The 16,369-nt window shown below is 72.3% G+C and carries 14 protein-coding genes; 8 read left to right on the top strand and 6 right to left on the bottom strand.

Going from position 1 to position 16,369, the window contains the following annotated elements; translation table 11 throughout:
- Positions 1-7: 7 nt before the first annotated feature.
- The 5 genes from HD841_RS12460 to HD841_RS12440 all read right to left on the bottom strand — a co-directional run bounded on the left by HD841_RS12460 (position 8) and on the right by HD841_RS12440 (position 5,128).
- The gene (locus HD841_RS12460) at positions 8-862 is read right to left on the bottom strand and encodes a CheR family methyltransferase (protein WP_179509192.1); all 855 of its coding nucleotides are present in this window, start codon (positions 860-862) and stop codon (positions 8-10) included.
- Positions 859-1,959 carry a chemotaxis protein CheB gene (locus HD841_RS12455; protein ID WP_179509191.1) on the bottom strand — a complete coding sequence of 367 codons (1,101 nt, stop codon included), beginning with the start codon at positions 1,957-1,959 and terminating at the stop codon, positions 859-861. Before HD841_RS12455 ends, HD841_RS12460 begins: the two co-directional genes overlap by 4 nt.
- An 18-nt stretch (positions 1,960-1,977) precedes the next feature.
- Complete coding sequence (locus HD841_RS12450; RefSeq protein WP_179509190.1) at positions 1,978-2,343, bottom strand: response regulator; 366 nt, start codon at positions 2,341-2,343, stop codon at positions 1,978-1,980.
- Between the two features lie 65 nt (positions 2,344-2,408).
- Positions 2,409-2,834: a chemotaxis protein CheW gene (locus HD841_RS12445; RefSeq protein WP_179509189.1), complete on the bottom strand. Its 426-nt coding sequence runs from the start codon at positions 2,832-2,834 to the stop codon at positions 2,409-2,411.
- Complete coding sequence (locus tag HD841_RS12440; RefSeq protein ID WP_179509188.1) at positions 2,834-5,128, bottom strand: chemotaxis protein CheA; 2,295 nt, start codon at positions 5,126-5,128, stop codon at positions 2,834-2,836. The genes HD841_RS12445 and HD841_RS12440 overlap by 1 nt, the downstream gene beginning before the upstream one ends.
- Positions 5,129-5,392: 264 nt before the next feature.
- On the opposite strand from HD841_RS12440, the gene HD841_RS12435 reads away from it, so the two are divergent.
- Positions 5,393-5,881 (top strand): Hsp20 family protein, encoded by a 489-nt coding sequence (locus tag HD841_RS12435; protein WP_179509187.1) that lies wholly within the window; start codon positions 5,393-5,395, stop codon positions 5,879-5,881.
- A gap of 59 nt (positions 5,882-5,940) precedes the next feature.
- Entirely contained in the window at positions 5,941-6,465 is a 525-nt protein-coding gene (locus tag HD841_RS12430; RefSeq protein ID WP_179509186.1) for an Hsp20/alpha crystallin family protein, read from the top strand.
- Between the two features lie 53 nt (positions 6,466-6,518).
- On the opposite strand, the gene HD841_RS12425 is transcribed toward HD841_RS12430, so the two are convergent.
- A complete protein-coding gene (locus HD841_RS12425) occupies positions 6,519-7,217 on the bottom strand; it encodes a Crp/Fnr family transcriptional regulator (RefSeq protein WP_218845524.1) in 699 nt (232 codons plus the stop codon).
- A gap of 82 nt (positions 7,218-7,299) precedes the next feature.
- Here HD841_RS12425 and HD841_RS12420 point away from each other — a divergent pair, with 82 nt between their 5' ends.
- From HD841_RS12420 to HD841_RS12395, 6 genes are all read left to right on the top strand, one after another.
- Positions 7,300-7,794, top strand: a complete 495-nt coding sequence (locus tag HD841_RS12420) for an Mpo1 family 2-hydroxy fatty acid dioxygenase (RefSeq protein ID WP_179509185.1) — start codon at positions 7,300-7,302, stop codon at positions 7,792-7,794.
- A gap of 364 nt (positions 7,795-8,158) precedes the next feature.
- Positions 8,159-9,580, top strand: coding sequence for a coniferyl aldehyde dehydrogenase (locus HD841_RS12415; protein ID WP_179509184.1), 1,422 nt, complete (start codon positions 8,159-8,161; stop codon positions 9,578-9,580).
- A 13-nt stretch (positions 9,581-9,593) separates the two neighbouring features.
- Complete coding sequence (locus tag HD841_RS12410; protein WP_179509183.1) at positions 9,594-10,670, top strand: AraC family transcriptional regulator; 1,077 nt, start codon at positions 9,594-9,596, stop codon at positions 10,668-10,670.
- Positions 10,671-10,801: 131 nt separating this feature from the next.
- Positions 10,802-11,878, top strand: coding sequence for an efflux RND transporter periplasmic adaptor subunit (locus HD841_RS12405; RefSeq protein WP_179509182.1), 1,077 nt, complete (start codon positions 10,802-10,804; stop codon positions 11,876-11,878).
- A 3-nt stretch (positions 11,879-11,881) separates the two neighbouring features.
- Positions 11,882-14,923: an efflux RND transporter permease subunit gene (locus HD841_RS12400; protein WP_179509181.1), complete on the top strand. Its 3,042-nt coding sequence runs from the start codon at positions 11,882-11,884 to the stop codon at positions 14,921-14,923.
- Complete coding sequence (locus HD841_RS12395) at positions 14,916-16,337, top strand: efflux transporter outer membrane subunit (protein ID WP_179509180.1); 1,422 nt, start codon at positions 14,916-14,918, stop codon at positions 16,335-16,337. The genes HD841_RS12400 and HD841_RS12395 overlap by 8 nt, the downstream gene beginning before the upstream one ends.
- Positions 16,338-16,369: the final 32 nt, after the last annotated feature.

Raw genomic sequence — 16,369 nt, 5'->3', positions numbered from 1 at the left:
AGCGGAATCAGGCGGCGGCGGCGCGCGGCTGGTGCGGCGCCTGGCCGGTACGCTCGTACAGGCCGCGCAGGCGCCGGCTCGGCTCGAAGGCGTTGGTCTGGCCGATCACCGTCTCGCCCGCGCCGAGCGCCAGCGTGCCGCCCGGCCGGATCGCCGCGGCGAAGCGCGTGAACACGCTGCTCTTGGTCGCGGCGGACAGGTAGAGCAGCACGTTGCGGCACAGGATGACATCGAACGCGCCGGGCGGCGGCTGTTCGGCGACGAGATTGTGGCGGCGCACCGTCACCAGCCGGGTCAGTTCGGGCTTGGCGACCCAGTCGCTGCCGTCGGCGTAGAACCAGCGGACCATCCGGCGGATCGGCAGGCCGCGCTGGATCTCGAATTGCGTATAGCGGCCGGCGCGGGCGCGGGCGACCGCCGCCTCGGACACGTCGGTGGCGATGATCTCGGGCACCGGCGCGCCGCCGTCGGCGCGCTCGGCGAACAGCATCGCCAGCGACAGCGGCTCCTGGCCGCTCGAACAGCCCGCACACCAGATGCGCGGGCGGCGCCCCGCCGCCTCGGCGGTGGCGACCGCCTCGATCACCAGATCGAAGACGGGTGCATCGCGGAAGAAGGAGGTTTCCTGATTGACCAGCGCGTTGACGATCTGGTCGCCGACCCGCGCATCCTGCCCCTCCAGCAGCAAGGTGACGAGCTGGTCGAGCGTCTCCAGCCGGCGCTCGCGCAGCAGCGGCTTGAGCGCGGTGTCGATCCGCCACGACCGGTAGCTGGCGATCTGTTGCCCGGTCCGCGCCTCCAGCAACGCGCTGAACACGTTGAGCGCGACCTGCGAGACGGCGGGGTGCGAGGCGGCGGTCATGGCCGGCGCCGGGCGGCGGCGAGGCGGCCGATCGCGGCGGGCGGCAGCACCGCATCGGCATGGCCACCGTCGGCGACCGCGCCGGGCATGCCCCAGATCACCGAGCTCGCCTGATCCTGCACGAGCACGCAGCCGCCGGCCTGGTGGACCAGCCGTGCGCCCTCGGCGCCGTCCCGGCCCATGCCGCTCAGCACCACCGCGAGCATCCGCGCGCCGAACACCGCCGCCATCGAGGCGAACATCGGATCGACCGAGGGGGTGCAGCCGCTCGCCGCCGGATCGCTGCTCAGCCGGATCGCGGCCGAGCCGTCGCCGAGCGCGACGCAGCGCATGTGCGCGTCGCCCGGCGCGACGATGATGCGGCCGGGGCGCAGCCGCAGCCGGTCCGTCGCCACGTCGCAGGGGCGGTTGCCGATCACCGCGAGCTGCGCGGCGAAATAGGGCATGAACGCGGTCGGCAGGTGCTGGGTGATCAGGATCGGCAGGCGGAAGGACACCGGGATTTCCGCCAGCAGCGCGCTCAGGGCGTGGATGCCGCCGGTCGAGGCGCCGATCGCCATCACGTCGAATTCGTCGCCCGCCGGGATCACGGGCGGGGGCGGCGTCGCGACGGCGCGCATCGGCACGGGTGCAGGCGCAGGCTCGCCCGCCGCCACGACTCCGGTGAGCCGGTCGAGCTTGTCGACCAGGATTTCGCCGAACTGGCCCAGCCGTGCGCCACTCGCCGGCTTGAACACCGTATCGGTCGCGCCGAGCGCCAGCGCCTGCAACGTCGTCGCCGCGCCCTCGCCTGCCTGGCCGGAGACGACGATCACGTTCGCCCCCTGCCCCGCTGCGATCAGATCGGGCAAGGCGGTCAGTCCGTCGACGCCGGGCATCTGCACGTCGAGCAGCACGAAGTCGACGCGCTCACGGCCGAGCACGGCCAGCGCCGCGGCGGCGGTGCTGACGCTGGCGACCACGTCATAGCGGTCGGTGGCGGCGATGATGCGTTCCATGACCGCACGCGCCACCGCCGAATCGTCGACGATCAGCACGCGCGCGGGACGGCGCGTTGCGGCGACGTTCGCCGCGGACAGGGGATGGGCGGTGGCCATGCCGGGGGCGCCTGCCCGTCAGGCCATGCCGACGATCTGGAGCTTCGATTCGAGCGTGTCGCGGTCGAACGGCTTCATCACATATTCGTCCGCGCCCGCCTCGATCGCGGCGCGGATATAGGCCATGCCGTTCTCGGTCGTGCAGAACACCACCTTCGGCCGCGACGCGATCGGCGCCTCGCGCAGCGCGCGCAGGAATTCCATCCCGCTCATCACCGGCATGTTCCAGTCGAGCAGGATCACGTCGGGCGGCGAGGCCAGGCAGGCATCCAGCGCCTCGCGTCCGTCGCACGCCTCCGACACGGTGAAATCGAGCGTCTCCAGGATGTGGCGCGCGACCTTGCGGATCACCTTCGAATCGTCGACTACGAGGCACGTCTTCATGGATAAGCCTTTTTACCAGCGATGACCGCTACTTGGCAGAATGACAGCCAAGCGTAAGCGTCGCGTTAAGCGGCGAGGACCTGTTGCGGCACGAGGGCTGCGAGATCGATGATCAGCAAGGGTTCGCCATCGCGCTCGACCAGCCCGACACCGGCCTGCGCCCAGCCGTGATCGAGCGCGAGGCCGGGCGACAGCGGCTGGCGGTCGAACACCGACACATCCTCCAGTTCGTCGACTAGAATCGCATAATGATGGCCGTCGATCCGCGTGATCACCGCGCGGCGCGCGGTGTCGGGGGTGGGATCGAGGCCCAGCGCGGTGCCGGTGTCGATGACGGTGACCACCCGGCTGCGCAGCGCGACCAGCCCGCGCACCGCCGCCTCGGCGCGCGGCACCGCGACGATCTCGGCGATGTCGACCACCGAATCGACCTGGCTGGTCTCGATGGCGACGCCGCGGCCGGCGATATGCGCGATCAGGAACAGGCCCATCAGCGTTCTCCCACCGCCTGCGCCAGCGCGTCGAGCAGCGCGGGACGATCGTAGCGATAGATGCTGGCGGGATCGCCGGCATCGTGCCGTTCCTGTCGCAGCCGCACGACGTTGCGCGCCGCGGCCGGCGCGACCGCAGCGTCGCTCATGATGAAGGCGACATCGGCGGGGCCGTCCGCCGGCGGCTGCATCACGCAGCGATAGCCGAGCGCCTCCAGCATCGGCCGCAGGAACGTCTCCATCCAGCCGCCGGCATCGGGGTGCAGCCAGCACAAGCGGTCGTCGGCGAACGGGCGCATCTCGCCGGCGAACAGCGCATGCGCGTCGAGCAGCTCGACCTGTTCGCCGTCGATCATCACTACGCCCGCGACCGGGCCGACGCCGCGCGCGGGTGCGACCGCGGTCGGCAGCTGGACGATCTCGATCGGCTCGTGGATCGCATAAGCGATCTCGGACACGCCGTCGGTCAGCCGCAGCACCGGCACCTCGCCGCGCTCGCCGATCGGTGCGGCGGAATAAAGCGGCACCAGATGGCCGCCGATCGCCAGCCGCAACTGGCCGCCGGTACGGCGGATCGCCGCGGTCGCGACCGGCTCGACCCGGTCGATCGCGGCGAGCGGCAGCACGCGGCGCTGGCCGTCGAGGTCGTCGAACAGCAGCGCGAGCACGCCGGGCGGCGGCGCCGCGGCGGCGGCGTCATCCTCCGCCGCGATGCCGTGGAGGAAGCGCAGCCCGGCGACGGTCGCGATGCCCGAGGCATCGAGCAGCAGCATCGGCAGGCCGGAATCGGGCAGGGTGTGGCCAGCATAGACGCCGGTCGCCATCACCGCGGGCGCGGCGGGCTTCACCACCAGTTCCTCGGTATCGATGACGTGATCGATCGCCAGCGCGTAATCGCCCTCGCGTGTGGAGACGATCGCCAGCGTCGTCTCGCCGCCCTCGCCGATGCCGAGCAGCCGGCCGAGCGACACCAGCGGCAGCCGCCGCCCGCGCACCGTCGCGACCGCGGCATCGCCGATCGTGTCGATGCGCACCGTATCGCCACGCACGCGCAGGATCTCGTCGACCGACTGGCGCGCGATCGCGAACCGCTGGTCGCCGACGCCGACGACGATCGTCGACATGATCGACAGCGTCAGCGGCACCGCGATGACGATCGTCAGCCCCTGCCCTGGCCGGTTGGTGAGCTGGATACGGCCGCCGATATGCTCGATATTGGCGCGGACCACGTCCATGCCGACGCCACGGCCCGAGATGGCGGTGACCGTGTCGCGGCTCGACAGGCCGGCGTGGAAGATCAGGTCGAGCCGCGCCGCCGCATCCATGCCGGCGAGCGCGGCGTCGCTGACCAGACCCAGCGCGCGCGCCTTGGCGGCGAGCCGGTCGCTGTCGATGCCGCGGCCGTCGTCGGCGATCTCGATCAGGATCTGGTTGCCCGACTGCCGCGCCGAGACGAGCAGCCGGCCGCTGTCCGGCTTGCCCGCGGCGCGGCGCTCGGCCGGCGGCTCGATGCCATGGTCGACCGCGTTGCGGATGATGTGGACGAGCGGATCGCGCATCAGCTCGATCATCTCGCGATCGAGCTCGACATCGGCCCCGTCGATGCTGAGAGCGACCAGTTTGCCCAATTCCCCCGCGGTATCGCGCACCATCCGCGGCAACGCAGAAAACAACGCATCGATGCGTTGCATCCGGGTGCGGGTGACGGTGTCGCGCATCTCGGACACGGTCAGCGACAGCCGCTCCAGCGCCGCCTCGACCAGCGGATCGACCTGTTCGTCGCGCAGCCGGCGGGCGAGCTCGTTGCGCGCCAGCACCATCTCCGACATGCCGCTCATCATCCGGTCGAGCAGGTCGACGTTGAGGCGCACCGAGCGACCATTCGCGCGGACCATCGCCGCAGGCTGGACCTGCGCGACCGGGCGCGCATCCTCGGCAAGTGCGGCGATCAGCAGCTCCTCGCTCGAATCGTCGAGCGCCGCGCCCGAATCAATCGCCTCGACCAGTTCGCCGATCCGGTCGACGATCGCCAGCACCGCATCGACCAGCAGCGTGTCGGGCACCCGCTGGCCGTCGCGCACCGCGGCGAGCACATCCTCGGCGGCATGGCTGAGCCGCGCCAGCCGCGGCAGGTCGAGGAATCCGCAGCTGCCCTTCACCGTATGGACGAAGCGGAAGATCGCATCGAGCCGCGCGCGATCGGTCGGTGCCGCCTCCCACGCGACGATCTCCCCCGAAAGCGCCTCGAGCGTTTCGCGGGTCTCGGCGATGAATTCCTGTAAAAGGTCGTCCATGGGTCCCCGGCAGCTACCTGCAGCTCATGACCCTGCACAGGTTAAGGCAGCGTTTACTCGGGAAGCGCCGGCCCGTAACTTCCGCCCCGACCCGGATGCTGCGAAAGAGTCGAAAAAATCCTGCTCGGACAGACTTGAACCCCGGAAATCCTTGCCTAGCTGACGGTCGCCGGGCGCCGTGTTCGGGTCCGGTTGGACGTAGAGGGCGTCGGCTCTCGCACCGGCGCGTCTCAGGTCCAGATTGCTCGTCAGGAGGATTTGGAGATGAGAACCAATTTCGATTTCACGCCCTACCGGCGTTCGACGGTCGGCTTCGACCGTCTGTTCGACCTGCTCGAAACCGGGCCGCGCGGCGATGCCGGCGACGGCTATCCGCCGTTCGACATCATCCGCGAGGGCGAGGACAGCTACCGGATCACGATCGCGGTCGCGGGCTTCCGCCCCGACGAGATCGAGATCGTCGCGCAGGAGAATCAGCTCACCGTCACCGGCAAGCGGGGCGAGGACAAGAGCGAGGGCCAGTATCTGCATCGCGGCATCGCGACGCGGTCGTTCGAGCGGCGCTTCCAGCTCGCCGACTATGTCGAGGTGCGCTCGGCCGAGTTCGACAACGGGTTGCTGAGCATCGCGCTCCAGCGCGTCGTCCCCGAGGCGATGAAGCCCCGCAAGATCGCGATCGGCAGCGGTACCGCCTCCGAGCCGAACGGCGCGCGGATCGAGGCGCCGCGCGAGCGCGAACCCGCATCGGCCTGATCGCCGCGCATCCCGTTCCATCAATCATCCACCATCCAGCCAGGAAAGGAGTAAGACCCATGGCCATCCGTGATCTGATACCCTGGAGCCGGCAGGAAAACCGGCTGCCGCTGCCCGTCGACGCGCCCTCGGCACGCGACGATCATCCGTTGCTGTCGCTGCACCGCGAGGTGAACCGGCTGTTCGACGACGTCTTCCGCGGCTTCGGCGTGCCGGCGCTGGGCGAGGTCGGGCGCTTCGCCACCCCCTTCGCTACCCCCAATGTCGAACTCGGCGAAACCGATACGGAGATCCGCGTCACCGCGGAACTGCCCGGGCTCGACGAGAAGGATGTCGAGCTGACGCTGGAGGACGGCGTGCTGACGCTGCGCGGCGAGAAGAAGGCCGAGGTCGAGGACAAGGACCGCGGCTATTCCGAACGCAGCTACGGCCGGTTCGAACGGCGCATCGGCCTGCCGCGGGGCGTGGAGGCGGACAAGGCGAACGCCTCGTTCCGCAACGGCGTGCTCACGGTGACGCTGCCCAAGACGACGGCGTCAAACGAGAACGTCCGTCGCATCCCGGTCAACACCAAGGCGGCCTGATCGTCGCCCCGTCGCAGCGCCGGACGGCCCGCCGCGGTCGTCCGGCGCTTCGCTTATCCAGGCCCGCCGGCGTCGCGCACCGCCGCCAGCCCTGCACCGTCGATCACCTCGATCCGCGCCTGGCCGAGCGCGATCAGCCCCGCGGCCTCGAACCGCTTGAGGATGCGGTTGATCGTCTGGCGCGACAGCGACAGCATCGCCGCCAGTTGCTCCTGCGACAGCCATAGCGTCGGCTGGCGTGCACCGGTGCCGCCATAACCGTCCGCCATCATCGTCAGCCGCGCCGCCACCCGCTGCGGCGCGCTCATCAGCGCCGCCGCCTCGGTGACCTGGAAGGCGAGGCGCAGCTTCTCCGTCGTCAGCCACGCCAGTTCGCGCCACCAGGCTGGATCACGGTCGAGCCGCGCCCGCAGCGGCGCAACCGGGACGTGGAGCAGCCGCGATTCGCGCGCCGCCTGCGCGTCATGGGTGCGCGGCCGCCCGTCGAGCAATGCGATCTCGCCGAACCACATGCCCGGCTGGATATGGGTGAGCATCGCCGCATGGCCGTCGGCATCGACCGCGCCGATCGCCACCGCCCCCTCCACCACCGCGTAGAGGCCGTCGGCGGCGTCACCGCGCCAGAAGATCGGCGCGCCCTCCGCCAGATGCAGCATCCGCGCGTCGGCGAGCAGCGCAGCGCGGAACGGCGCCGACAGCCGCCCGAACCACGCGCCCGCGGCGATGCTGGCCGGCGCCGGGTCGATGCTCACCACCGCACCGCGATGTCGCCAAGGCGACAGCCCCGCCGCCCACGTCCGATTACGCTGCCGCCCCAGCAAGAGGAGAGAAGGGATGACCGATCTGGCGAGGCATCTGTCCGCATATGCCGACTATCATCGCGACGAACGCAATATCGCAACCCATATGGTCGGCATCCCGCTGATCGTGCTGGCCATCGCGGTGCTCGCCTCGCGGCCGGGCTGGACGCCGGCCGAGGGGATCGTGCTGACCCCGGCCATGCTGCTGTCGGCGGCGGCGGCGCTGTTCTACCTGCGGCTCGACCGGCGCTTTGGCCTCGTCATGGCGGCGTTGCTCGCGCTGGGCTGCTGGGCGGGCGTGGCGATCGCCGGCCTGCCGAACGCGGCATGGCTGGCCCTAGGCATCGGCGGCTTCGTCGCCGGCTGGGCATTCCAGTTCCTCGGCCATTATTACGAAGGGCGCAAACCTGCCTTCGTCGACGACCTGTCGGGCCTGATCGTCGGACCGCTGTTCGTCGTCGCCGAACTCGCCTTTCTCGCCGGGCTGCGGCTCGAGGTGAAGCGGAGCATGGCGGCACCGGCGACTTGAAGCAGGCGAGACGGCGTCGCGGAGAGGCGCTGCGCGGCGATTGCTACAAGCATGTCCATGAGCCCGCCGTGTCCCAAGCCACCCCGTCAGCCCGGACTCGGTCCGGGGTCCACCGGGCAGCAAGAAAGCGGTTTCGAACCAAGCCTCTCTCCTCGCCGCAGAGTGGACCCCGGAACAAGTCCGGGGTGACGGAGAAAGCTGAGGGAAGCGGTCCCGCCACATCCTCAGCCATATGCAATCTATGCGTGTTCACGGCCGAACAAGCGCAATCCCTTGATCGGCCGCATCGCGCTTGTCCGGGGCGGGGCCGCGGCATAGGGCGGCGGCGGGTCGCCGGACGACCGCGCTGGAGAGGATGGACGGGATGCCCGAGTTGCAGCTGCTGCACACCGCCTTCGATCGCCAGCATCGCGCCTCGCGCGACGTGGCGGCGCCCGACCTCGCGACCCGGCTGGCGCTGCTCGACAAGCTCCGCGCATTGCTGGTCGACGGCCACGCGGCATTGGTGCGGGCGATCTCGGACGATTTCGGCGGACGCGCGCACGCCGAGACGGAGATGCTGGAGATCGTGCCGCTGATCGCCGCGATCCGGCACGCCCGCGGGCATCTGCGCCAATGGATGCGCGACGTGCCGCGCCGCGTCGATTTCAGCCTGCAACCGGCGCGGGCCTGGGTGCGCTACGAACCGCTCGGCGTGATCGGCGTGATCGCGCCGTGGAACTACCCGCTGTACCTGACGCTCGGACCCACGCTCGATGCGCTGGCGGCGGGCAACCGCGTGCTGGTCAAGCCATCCGAATCGACGCCGGCCTTTGCCGCGCTGCTCGCCCGGCTGGTGGCGGAGCGGTTCGACGCCGATCGCCTCGCCGTCGTGCCCGGCGGCGTCGCGGTGTCGCAGGCGCTGGCTGCGCTGCCGCTCGACCATCTCATCTTCACCGGCTCGACCGGGGTCGGCCGCCACATCCTGCGCGCCGCCGCCGAGCATCTGACGCCGGTGACGCTCGAACTCGGCGGCAAGTCGCCGGCGATCGTCGCGCCCGATTTCGCCATCGATCGCGCCGCCCGCTCGATCGCCTTCGGTCGCTATCTCAACGCCGGCCAGACTTGCGTCGCGCCCGATTATGCGCTGGTCCCCGCCGCCTCGGCGCGCCGCTTCGCCGAGCGCGTACTCGCCGCCGCGACGCATAGCTATCCGGCGATCGTCGACAATAACGACTACAGCGCGATCATCGACACGCGCCATCACCGGCGACTGACCGACGCGATCGAGGAGGCGCGCCACAAGGGCGCCGAGATCCTGACGCACCCGGCCGCGGCGGCGACCGGCGCGCGCATCGCGCCGACGGTCGTCCTCGGCGCACCCGACGATTGCGCGCTGATGCGCGACGAGATCTTCGGCCCGGTGCTGCCGGTGCGGCCCTATGCCACGCTTGACGCGGCGCTCGCCTATGTCCGCGCGCGGCCGCGGCCGCTCGCGCTTTATTGCTTCGCCGACCATGCCGACACGCAGCGCACGATCCTCGATGGCGCGACATCCGGCGGGGTCACGATCAACGGCACCTTGCTACACGTCGCGCAGCACAGCCTGCCCTTCGGCGGCATCGGGGCGAGCGGCATGGGTGCCTATCATGGCCGCGACGGCTTTCGCCGGTTCAGCCATGCGCGCGGCGTGCACAAGGCGGGACCGGTCGCGATGGTCGAGCGGATCGGGCCGCCCTGGGGCCGCGCCGCGCGGCTGGCGATGCGGCTGCTCGCCGGCCTCAAGCCGATCGACGGCGAGCGGTGAGCGCCGTCCACGCATGAGCGACCGGCTGTTCTCGCTCGACGACGCGCTGTTCCTGCTCGACGCGGCGCTGCGCGGCGGCGCCATCGCGCTGCTGCTGCTCACCGCCGTGATCTTCGCCCGGCTGCCCGCGTCGCGCCCGCGCAGCTTCGGCATCGCGCTGGCGCTGTGCGCGGTCATGGCCGCGCTGCAAGGGTTGCCGCGCATCCCGGCGCTCGACGGTGTCGGCCTGATCGTCGATGTCGGCGGCGATGCGGCGGTGCCGGCCTTCTGGCTGTTCGCCCGCGCCTGGTTCGACGACGAGTTCCGCCCGTCGCGGCGCGCCATCGCGCTGGTCGCGGTGTTCGTCGCCGCCGCGGCCTATCTGGCGCTGCAACGCGCCGCGCTGGTCCCGCCGCTGCCGGCGCTCGACCTGATCCTGCAGGCGGCGGGCACCGCCCTTGCCGTCCAGGTGCTCTGGCTCGCCTGGCGCCACCGCGCCGGCGACCTGGTCGAGCCGCGCCGCCGCGCGCGCACCGCCTTCGTCCTCACCGTCGGCGCGATCATCCTGTGGACGGTGTGGAGCGGCATGATCGGCCGCTGGGCGCTGCACACCGCGATCGCCAATCTGTCGGGGGCGGTCGCGCTGTTCGCCGGGGCGCTGGCGCTCGCGCTGCTGCTGTTCGGATTGCGCCATCCCGCGATCTTCCCATCGCCGGCCGCCGGCGATGCGCCACGCGACGCCGCCACGCCGGCAGACCTCCCGGTCGACCCGGCGGTGCGCGACGGGCTCGACCGGCTGATGCGCGACGAACGCGCCTATCGCGACCCGGACCTGACCATCGGCACGATCGCCGCGCGGCTCGGCGTGCCGGACTATCGCGTCCGCCGCCTGATCAACGGCACGCTCGGCCATCGCAACGTCAGCGCCTTCCTCAACGATCACCGCATCGCCGAAGTCCGCGCCGCGCTCGCCGATCCCGCGCAGCGCGACGTGCCGATCCTGACGATCGCGATGGACGCCGGCTTCGGCAGCCTCGCTGTGTTCAACCGCGCGTTCAAGGACCGGCTGGGCGAGACCCCCAGCACCTTCCGCCGCCGCCATCTCGGCTGACGCCGCCCGCCCTTCCGACGATCGCCTGCCGGACCGATCGTTTTCCGAAAACGCTCGGTCGGTTTCGAGGATCGGCAGGGCATTGCGCGCCTGAACCGCCAGGGGCGACCCGTTCACCAACGGGATGCCCCATGCCTCACCTGATCCGTTCCGCCGCCGCGGTGCTCGCGCTTGCGCTGCCCGGCTGCACCGCCTCCTCCCCGCCCGTCGCCGCGCCCGCGGCGACGATCATCGATGCGGTCACCGTCCGCCATGCCGAGGCGCATGGCGCGACGCTCGCCGGGGTCGTCGTGCCGCGGCGCGAGATCGCGCTCGCGTTCAAGGCGAGCGGGCGGCTGATGACACTGGCCGTCACCGCCGGCGATCAGGTCCGCGCCGGCCAGGTGCTCGCCCGGCTGGCCGGCGACGATGCCGCGGCGGCCATCGATCAGGCGCGCGCCGAACGCGCCGCCGCCGCTGCCGAGGCCGCCCGCGCCCGCGACGCGGCGACGCGCGCGGCGGGGCTGGACAGCGCCGGCGCGCTCGCCGCGGTCGATGTGCGCGACCGCGCGCTCGTCGCCGATGCCGCCGCCGCGCGCCGCGACGCCGCCAGCGCCGCGCTCGCGCGCAGCCGCATCGGCCGCGGCGACACGGTGATCGTCGCGCCCGAGGATGGCGTGGTCCTGGACCGGCTCGCCGAGCCCGGCGCGGTGGTCGAGGCGGGACGGCCGGTCCTGCGCCTCGCCGCCGGGGGTGTCGAGGTCGAGGCGCAGGCCGCCGAGACGCTGCGGCTCGCACCGGGGATGATGGCGGATGCCAGCCTGTGGGCGATCGGCGACGATCACGCCGTGGCGCGGCTGCGGACGATCGCGCCGGCCGGCGACGGCACCACCCGGCTGCGCCGCGCCCACTTCACGCTGATCGGCGGCGCGCAGGATCTGCCGCTCAACAGCTCGGCGACGCTGCTGCTGCGCCCGGCCGCGGCGACGGCGCCGGTCCGCGTCCCGATGACCGCACTCGATGCGCGCGGCGGCCGGCCGATGGTGTGGCGGCTGACCGACGGCGGACGGCACGTGCGGCGCACCGCGGTGCGGCTGATCGGCTTGCGCGGCGACGATGCCCTCGTCGCCGGCCTCGTGGAGGGCACGATGCTGGTCGCGAGCGGCGGCGCCACGCTGACCGACGGACAGGCAGTGGTGATCGCCGGCACCGGGCCGGAGGACCGCTGAGCCATGGACCGGTTCAACCTCTCGCGCTGGGCGGTGCGCCAACCGGCGCTGATCGGCTTCCTGATCGCTTTGCTGTTCGCCACCGGCGCGGCGGAGTTCTTCGCCCTGCCCCGCGCCGAAGACCCCAGCTTCACCCTCAAGGAGATGATCGTCGCGGCGCGATGGCCCGGCGCCGCGCCGGACCGGATGCGGTCGCTGGTCGCCGGCCCGATCGAACGTAAGCTGCGCGGCACCGAGTCGCTCGACTTCCAGCAGAGCTATTGCGTCGAGGGGGCATGCGTCATCCAGCTCGCGCTGCGCGACGACGCCGCCAAACAGCGGGTGCCGGAAATCTGGCAGCAGGTCCGCCGCGAGATCGCCGATGTCGCGCCCGATCTGCCGGCGGGCGCGCAGGTTTCGGCCAATGACGATTATTCCGACGTCTACGGCTATGTCTTCGCCCTCACCGGCGCGGACAACCGGCGGCTGGTTCAGATCGCCGAGCAAACGCGCGATGCGATGCTGCGGCTGCCCGGCGCCGCCAAGGCGCAGATCGTCGGCGAGGTGCCGCGTCGCCTGTTCGTCGATGTCGATGCTGGCCGGCTGGCCGGCATGGGCATCGCCCCCGGCCAGCTCGCGCAGGCGCTCGCGCAGCGCGCTGCGGTGACCCCCGCGGGCATCAGCGAATCCGCGCTGCGCGTCCCGGTGCGCGTCGATGGCGCCCCGGACGGCATCGACGCGCTGTCCGGACTATCGGTCGCGACGCCCGCCGGACCGATGCGGGTCGGCGATCTCGCAACGGTGAGCAACGGTCATGCCGATCCCCCCGACGCCTTGGTGCGGCACGCCGGCCGCCCGGCGGTGGTGCTCGCGATCGCGATGGCGCCGGGGGCGGACGGCCTCGGCTTCGGCGCGGCGTTGCGCACGACCGCGGCGGCGATCGCGCGCACCCTGCCCGCCGGCGTCCGCATGACGCAGGTCGAGGATCAGAGCGCGGTGATCCGCGAGGCGATCGACGCCTTCATGATCAAATTCTTCTGCGCCCTCACCGTGGTGCTGGTCGTCGCCTTCCTGACGCTGGGCTGGCGGATGGGGATCGTCGTCGCGCTGTCGGTACCGCTGACGCTGGCGATCGTGGCGCTGGCGATGGGCGCGGCGGGGATCGGGCTGGAACGGATTTCGCTCGGCGCGCTGATCCTGTCGCTCGGCCTGCTCGTCGACGATGCGATCATCAGCGTCGAGGCAATGGTGGTGCAGATGGAAAAGGGCGCGGCCCGCGAGGAGGCCGCCGCCTACGCCTGGACGCACACCGCCTTTCCGATGCTCACCGGCACGCTGCTCACCATCGTCGGCTTCCTGCCGGTCGGCTTCGCGCGCTCCACGACCAGCGAATATGCCGACGGCATCTTCTGGGTGACCGGCACCGCGCTGATCGTCAGCTGGATCGTCGCGGTGGTGTTCACCCCCTATCTCGGCGTCCGCCTGCTGCCCGCGGTGCCGGCCGATCGTGCCCGTCACGACCCGCACGACACGCCCGCCTATCGGCGGCTGCGCCGGATCGTCGGCTGGTGCCTCGACCATCGCTGGCTGGTGGTCGGCGCCACCGGCGCGCTGCTGCTCGTTAGCATCGCCGGCACGGCGCTCGTGCGGCAACAGTTCTTCCCGACCTCCGACCGGCCGGAGCTGATCGTCGACGTCGCACTGCGGCCGGGCAGCGCGATCGGCACGACGCAGGCGGCGGTACGCCGGATCGAGGCCGCGATCGGGCGCGATCCCGACCTGCACAGCATCGACAGCTATATCGGCGAGGGCACGCCGCGCTTCTACCTGCCTTACGGCCCCGCGCTGCCCAATCCGGCGCGGGCGACGCTGATGCTGGTCGCCACCGATCTCGCCGCGCGCGAGCGGCTGGCGGCGCGGCTGGCCACGCTGCATGCCGCGCCCGCCGCGACGCTGCACGTCCGCCGCCTGTCGCTCGGCCCCAGCACCGGCTTTCCCGTGCAATATCGCGTCATCGGCCCCGATCCCGAGCGGCTTCGCGCCATCGCCGCGCAGATCGTCCGCGTGCTGCGCACGACACCCGGCGCGCGCGACGTACAGACCGACTGGGGCAGCCCCGCCCCCGCGACGCAGGTCCACGTCGACGGCGCGGCGCTGGCGCGGCTCGGCACCGACCGCAGCACGCTCGAAGGGGAGATCGACGCGCTGGTCAGCGGCCGCTCCGCCGGCGAGGTGCTCGACGGCAGCAAGCGGATCGGCATCATCGTGCGCGCCGCGTCGCGCGACCGCGGCGACCCCGGCCAGCTCGCCGACCTGACGATCCGCACGCCCGCCGGCGCGGTGCCGCTGCGTACCATGGCACGGATCGGCACCGCGATGGAACAGCCGATCGTCTGGTCGCGCGACGGCGCAAGATGCCTGACGGTGCAGGCGGACATGACCGGCGACGTGCAGGCGGCGCAGCTGGTCGACGCCGCCGAGCCGCGCCTCGCCGCGATCCGGGCCGCGCTGCCGAACGGCTACCGTATCGAGGACGGCGGCGACGGCGAGCTGTCCGCCAAGGCCAATGGCGCGATCTACGACCTGCTGCCGGTCACCCTCGCGGCGATGCTGCTCCTGCTGATGATCCAGTTGCGCAGCGTCGGGCGCACCCTGCTCGTGCTGGCGACGGCGCCGCTCGGCATCGTCGGCGCGGTCGCGGCGCTGCTCGTCACCGGCGCCCCGTTCGGCTTCGTCGCGCTGCTCGGGCTGATCGCGCTCGCCGGCATGATCATGCGCAACGCGATCATCCTGGTCGATCAGGTCAGCCGGCACGAGGCGGAGGGGATGACCGTCACCCAGGCGATCGTCGCCGCCACGGTCGGCCGGTCGCGCCCGGTGGTGCTGACTGCGCTGGCCGCGGTGCTCGCGTTCATCCCACTGTGTTTCAACGTGTTCTGGGGGCCGATGGCGATCGTGATGATCGGCGGGCTGATCGGCGCGACGATCATGACCCTGGTCTCGCTGCCGGCGCTGTTCGCGCTCGCCTTCGCCCGCCACGCTGCCGAGGAGACGATCGATGCGTGATGCCACCCTGCCCCGGTTCGCCGTCGCGATGCTGCTGTCGCTCGCCGGCTGCACGATGGGCCCGGACTTTCACCCGCCGGTCGCCGCGCTGCCGCCGGTCTGGGCCGGGCTGCCGGCCGCGACCACCGCGCAGACGCCGGACTGGTGGCGCGCGTTCGGCGATCCGACGCTCGACGCGCTGGAGGCGCGCGCGATGGCGGCGAACCTCGACCTCGCCGCCGCGCGCGAGCGGCTGGCCGCGGCGCGGATCGCGCGCGGCGCGGTTGCCGCGGCAGGGCAGCCGACGCTGACCGGCACCGCCGGCTACAGCCGCGACCGGATCGGCACGCAGGGCGCCGCCGCGCTCGCCGCGCCGATCCTCGGCCTGGCGCCGCAGACCGGCACGCCGGCCAAGGGCGTCGACTTCGATCTCTACAGCCTCGGCGTCGGCGCGCGTTGGGAGATCGACCTGTGGGGGCGCCAGCGCCGCGAGACCGAAGCGGCCGGTGCCGAGGTCGCCGCCGGCGCCGCGGCGACCGACGGCGTCGCCCTGGCCGTCGCCGCGGAGGTCGCGCGCACCTATCTCCAGCTGCGCGGGCTGCACGCGGAGCAGCGCTTCGCCGCCTCCGCCCTCGCGCTCGCCGACCGCGCGCTGGCGATCGCCCGCATGCTGCACGCGCGCGGCCTGCGCAGCGCGCTGGAGGTCGCGCAGGACGAGGAGGATCGCGCCCGGCTGATCGCCGACCGGGTGGAGCTCGACCGCCGCACCGCCGCGCTGGCGCGGGCGCTGGCGGTGCTCGTCGGCGGCGACCCCGATCATGCGGTGATCGCGCCGGCCGCGACCCTACCAGCCTTCGCCATCGGCCCGACTCCCGCCCGCCTGCCGTCCGAGACGGCGCGGCGGCGGCCCGACATCGTCGAGGCGGAGGCCCGCCTCCACGCCGCCACCGCGCGGATCGGCGTGGCGCAGGCCGATTTCTACCCGCGGATCGACCTCACCGGCCTGTTCAGCTTCGACGTGCTCCGCCTCGCCGATCTCGGCTGGGACGCGCGCAATACCAGCGTCGGCCCGGCCTTGACGCTGCCGATCTTCGCCGGCGGCCGCCTGCAGCGCCAGCTCGACCTGCGCCGGTCGGAGGAGCGCGCCGCGGCGCTCGCCTATCGCGCGACGGTGCTCGCCGCGTGGCGCGAGATCGACGACGCCGTCGCGGATGTCCGCGCCGCCGCCGCTCAGGCCACCGCCGCCGCCGCCGATCTCGCCCGCCGCCGCGCGGTCGAGACGATGGCGACCGCGCGCTTCGCCCGCGGCGACATCGCCGCGGCGGCCGTCATCGACGCGCAGACGCACAGGATCGAGGCGGAGGCCGCGCTGATGCGCCGCCGCCTCGCCGCCGCGCTGGCGCAGGTGCAGCTCCACCGCGCGCTCGGCGGCTGACGCGAGGGGCCACACGACACAAAATCCACACA

This window comes from Sphingomonas melonis (assembly GCF_013409985.1).
In the GTDB taxonomy this organism is placed as follows: domain Bacteria; phylum Pseudomonadota; class Alphaproteobacteria; order Sphingomonadales; family Sphingomonadaceae; genus Sphingomonas; species Sphingomonas melonis_A.
Note: the sequence above shows the minus strand (reverse complement) of the source record. Positions and strands in the feature narration are given on the sequence as shown.

Excerpts from the sequence above, each read along its gene's own strand:
- HD841_RS12460 (WP_179509192.1), bottom strand. The coding sequence starts at position 862 with ATGACCGCCGCCTCGCACCCCGCCGTCTCGCAGGTCGCGCTCAACGTG.
- HD841_RS12455 (WP_179509191.1), bottom strand. The coding sequence starts at position 1,959 with ATGGCCACCGCCCATCCCCTGTCCGCGGCGAACGTCGCCGCAACGCGC.
- HD841_RS12450 (WP_179509190.1), bottom strand. The coding sequence starts at position 2,343 with ATGAAGACGTGCCTCGTAGTCGACGATTCGAAGGTGATCCGCAAGGTC.
- HD841_RS12445 (WP_179509189.1), bottom strand. The coding sequence starts at position 2,834 with ATGGGCCTGTTCCTGATCGCGCATATCGCCGGCCGCGGCGTCGCCATC.
- HD841_RS12440 (WP_179509188.1), bottom strand. The coding sequence starts at position 5,128 with ATGGACGACCTTTTACAGGAATTCATCGCCGAGACCCGCGAAACGCTC.
- HD841_RS12435 (WP_179509187.1), top strand. The coding sequence starts at position 5,393 with ATGAGAACCAATTTCGATTTCACGCCCTACCGGCGTTCGACGGTCGGC.
- HD841_RS12430 (WP_179509186.1), top strand. The coding sequence starts at position 5,941 with ATGGCCATCCGTGATCTGATACCCTGGAGCCGGCAGGAAAACCGGCTG.
- HD841_RS12420 (WP_179509185.1), top strand. The coding sequence starts at position 7,300 with ATGACCGATCTGGCGAGGCATCTGTCCGCATATGCCGACTATCATCGC.
- HD841_RS12415 (WP_179509184.1), top strand. The coding sequence starts at position 8,159 with ATGCCCGAGTTGCAGCTGCTGCACACCGCCTTCGATCGCCAGCATCGC.
- HD841_RS12410 (WP_179509183.1), top strand. The coding sequence starts at position 9,594 with ATGAGCGACCGGCTGTTCTCGCTCGACGACGCGCTGTTCCTGCTCGAC.
- HD841_RS12405 (WP_179509182.1), top strand. The coding sequence starts at position 10,802 with ATGCCTCACCTGATCCGTTCCGCCGCCGCGGTGCTCGCGCTTGCGCTG.
- HD841_RS12400 (WP_179509181.1), top strand. The coding sequence starts at position 11,882 with ATGGACCGGTTCAACCTCTCGCGCTGGGCGGTGCGCCAACCGGCGCTG.
- HD841_RS12395 (WP_179509180.1), top strand. The coding sequence starts at position 14,916 with ATGCGTGATGCCACCCTGCCCCGGTTCGCCGTCGCGATGCTGCTGTCG.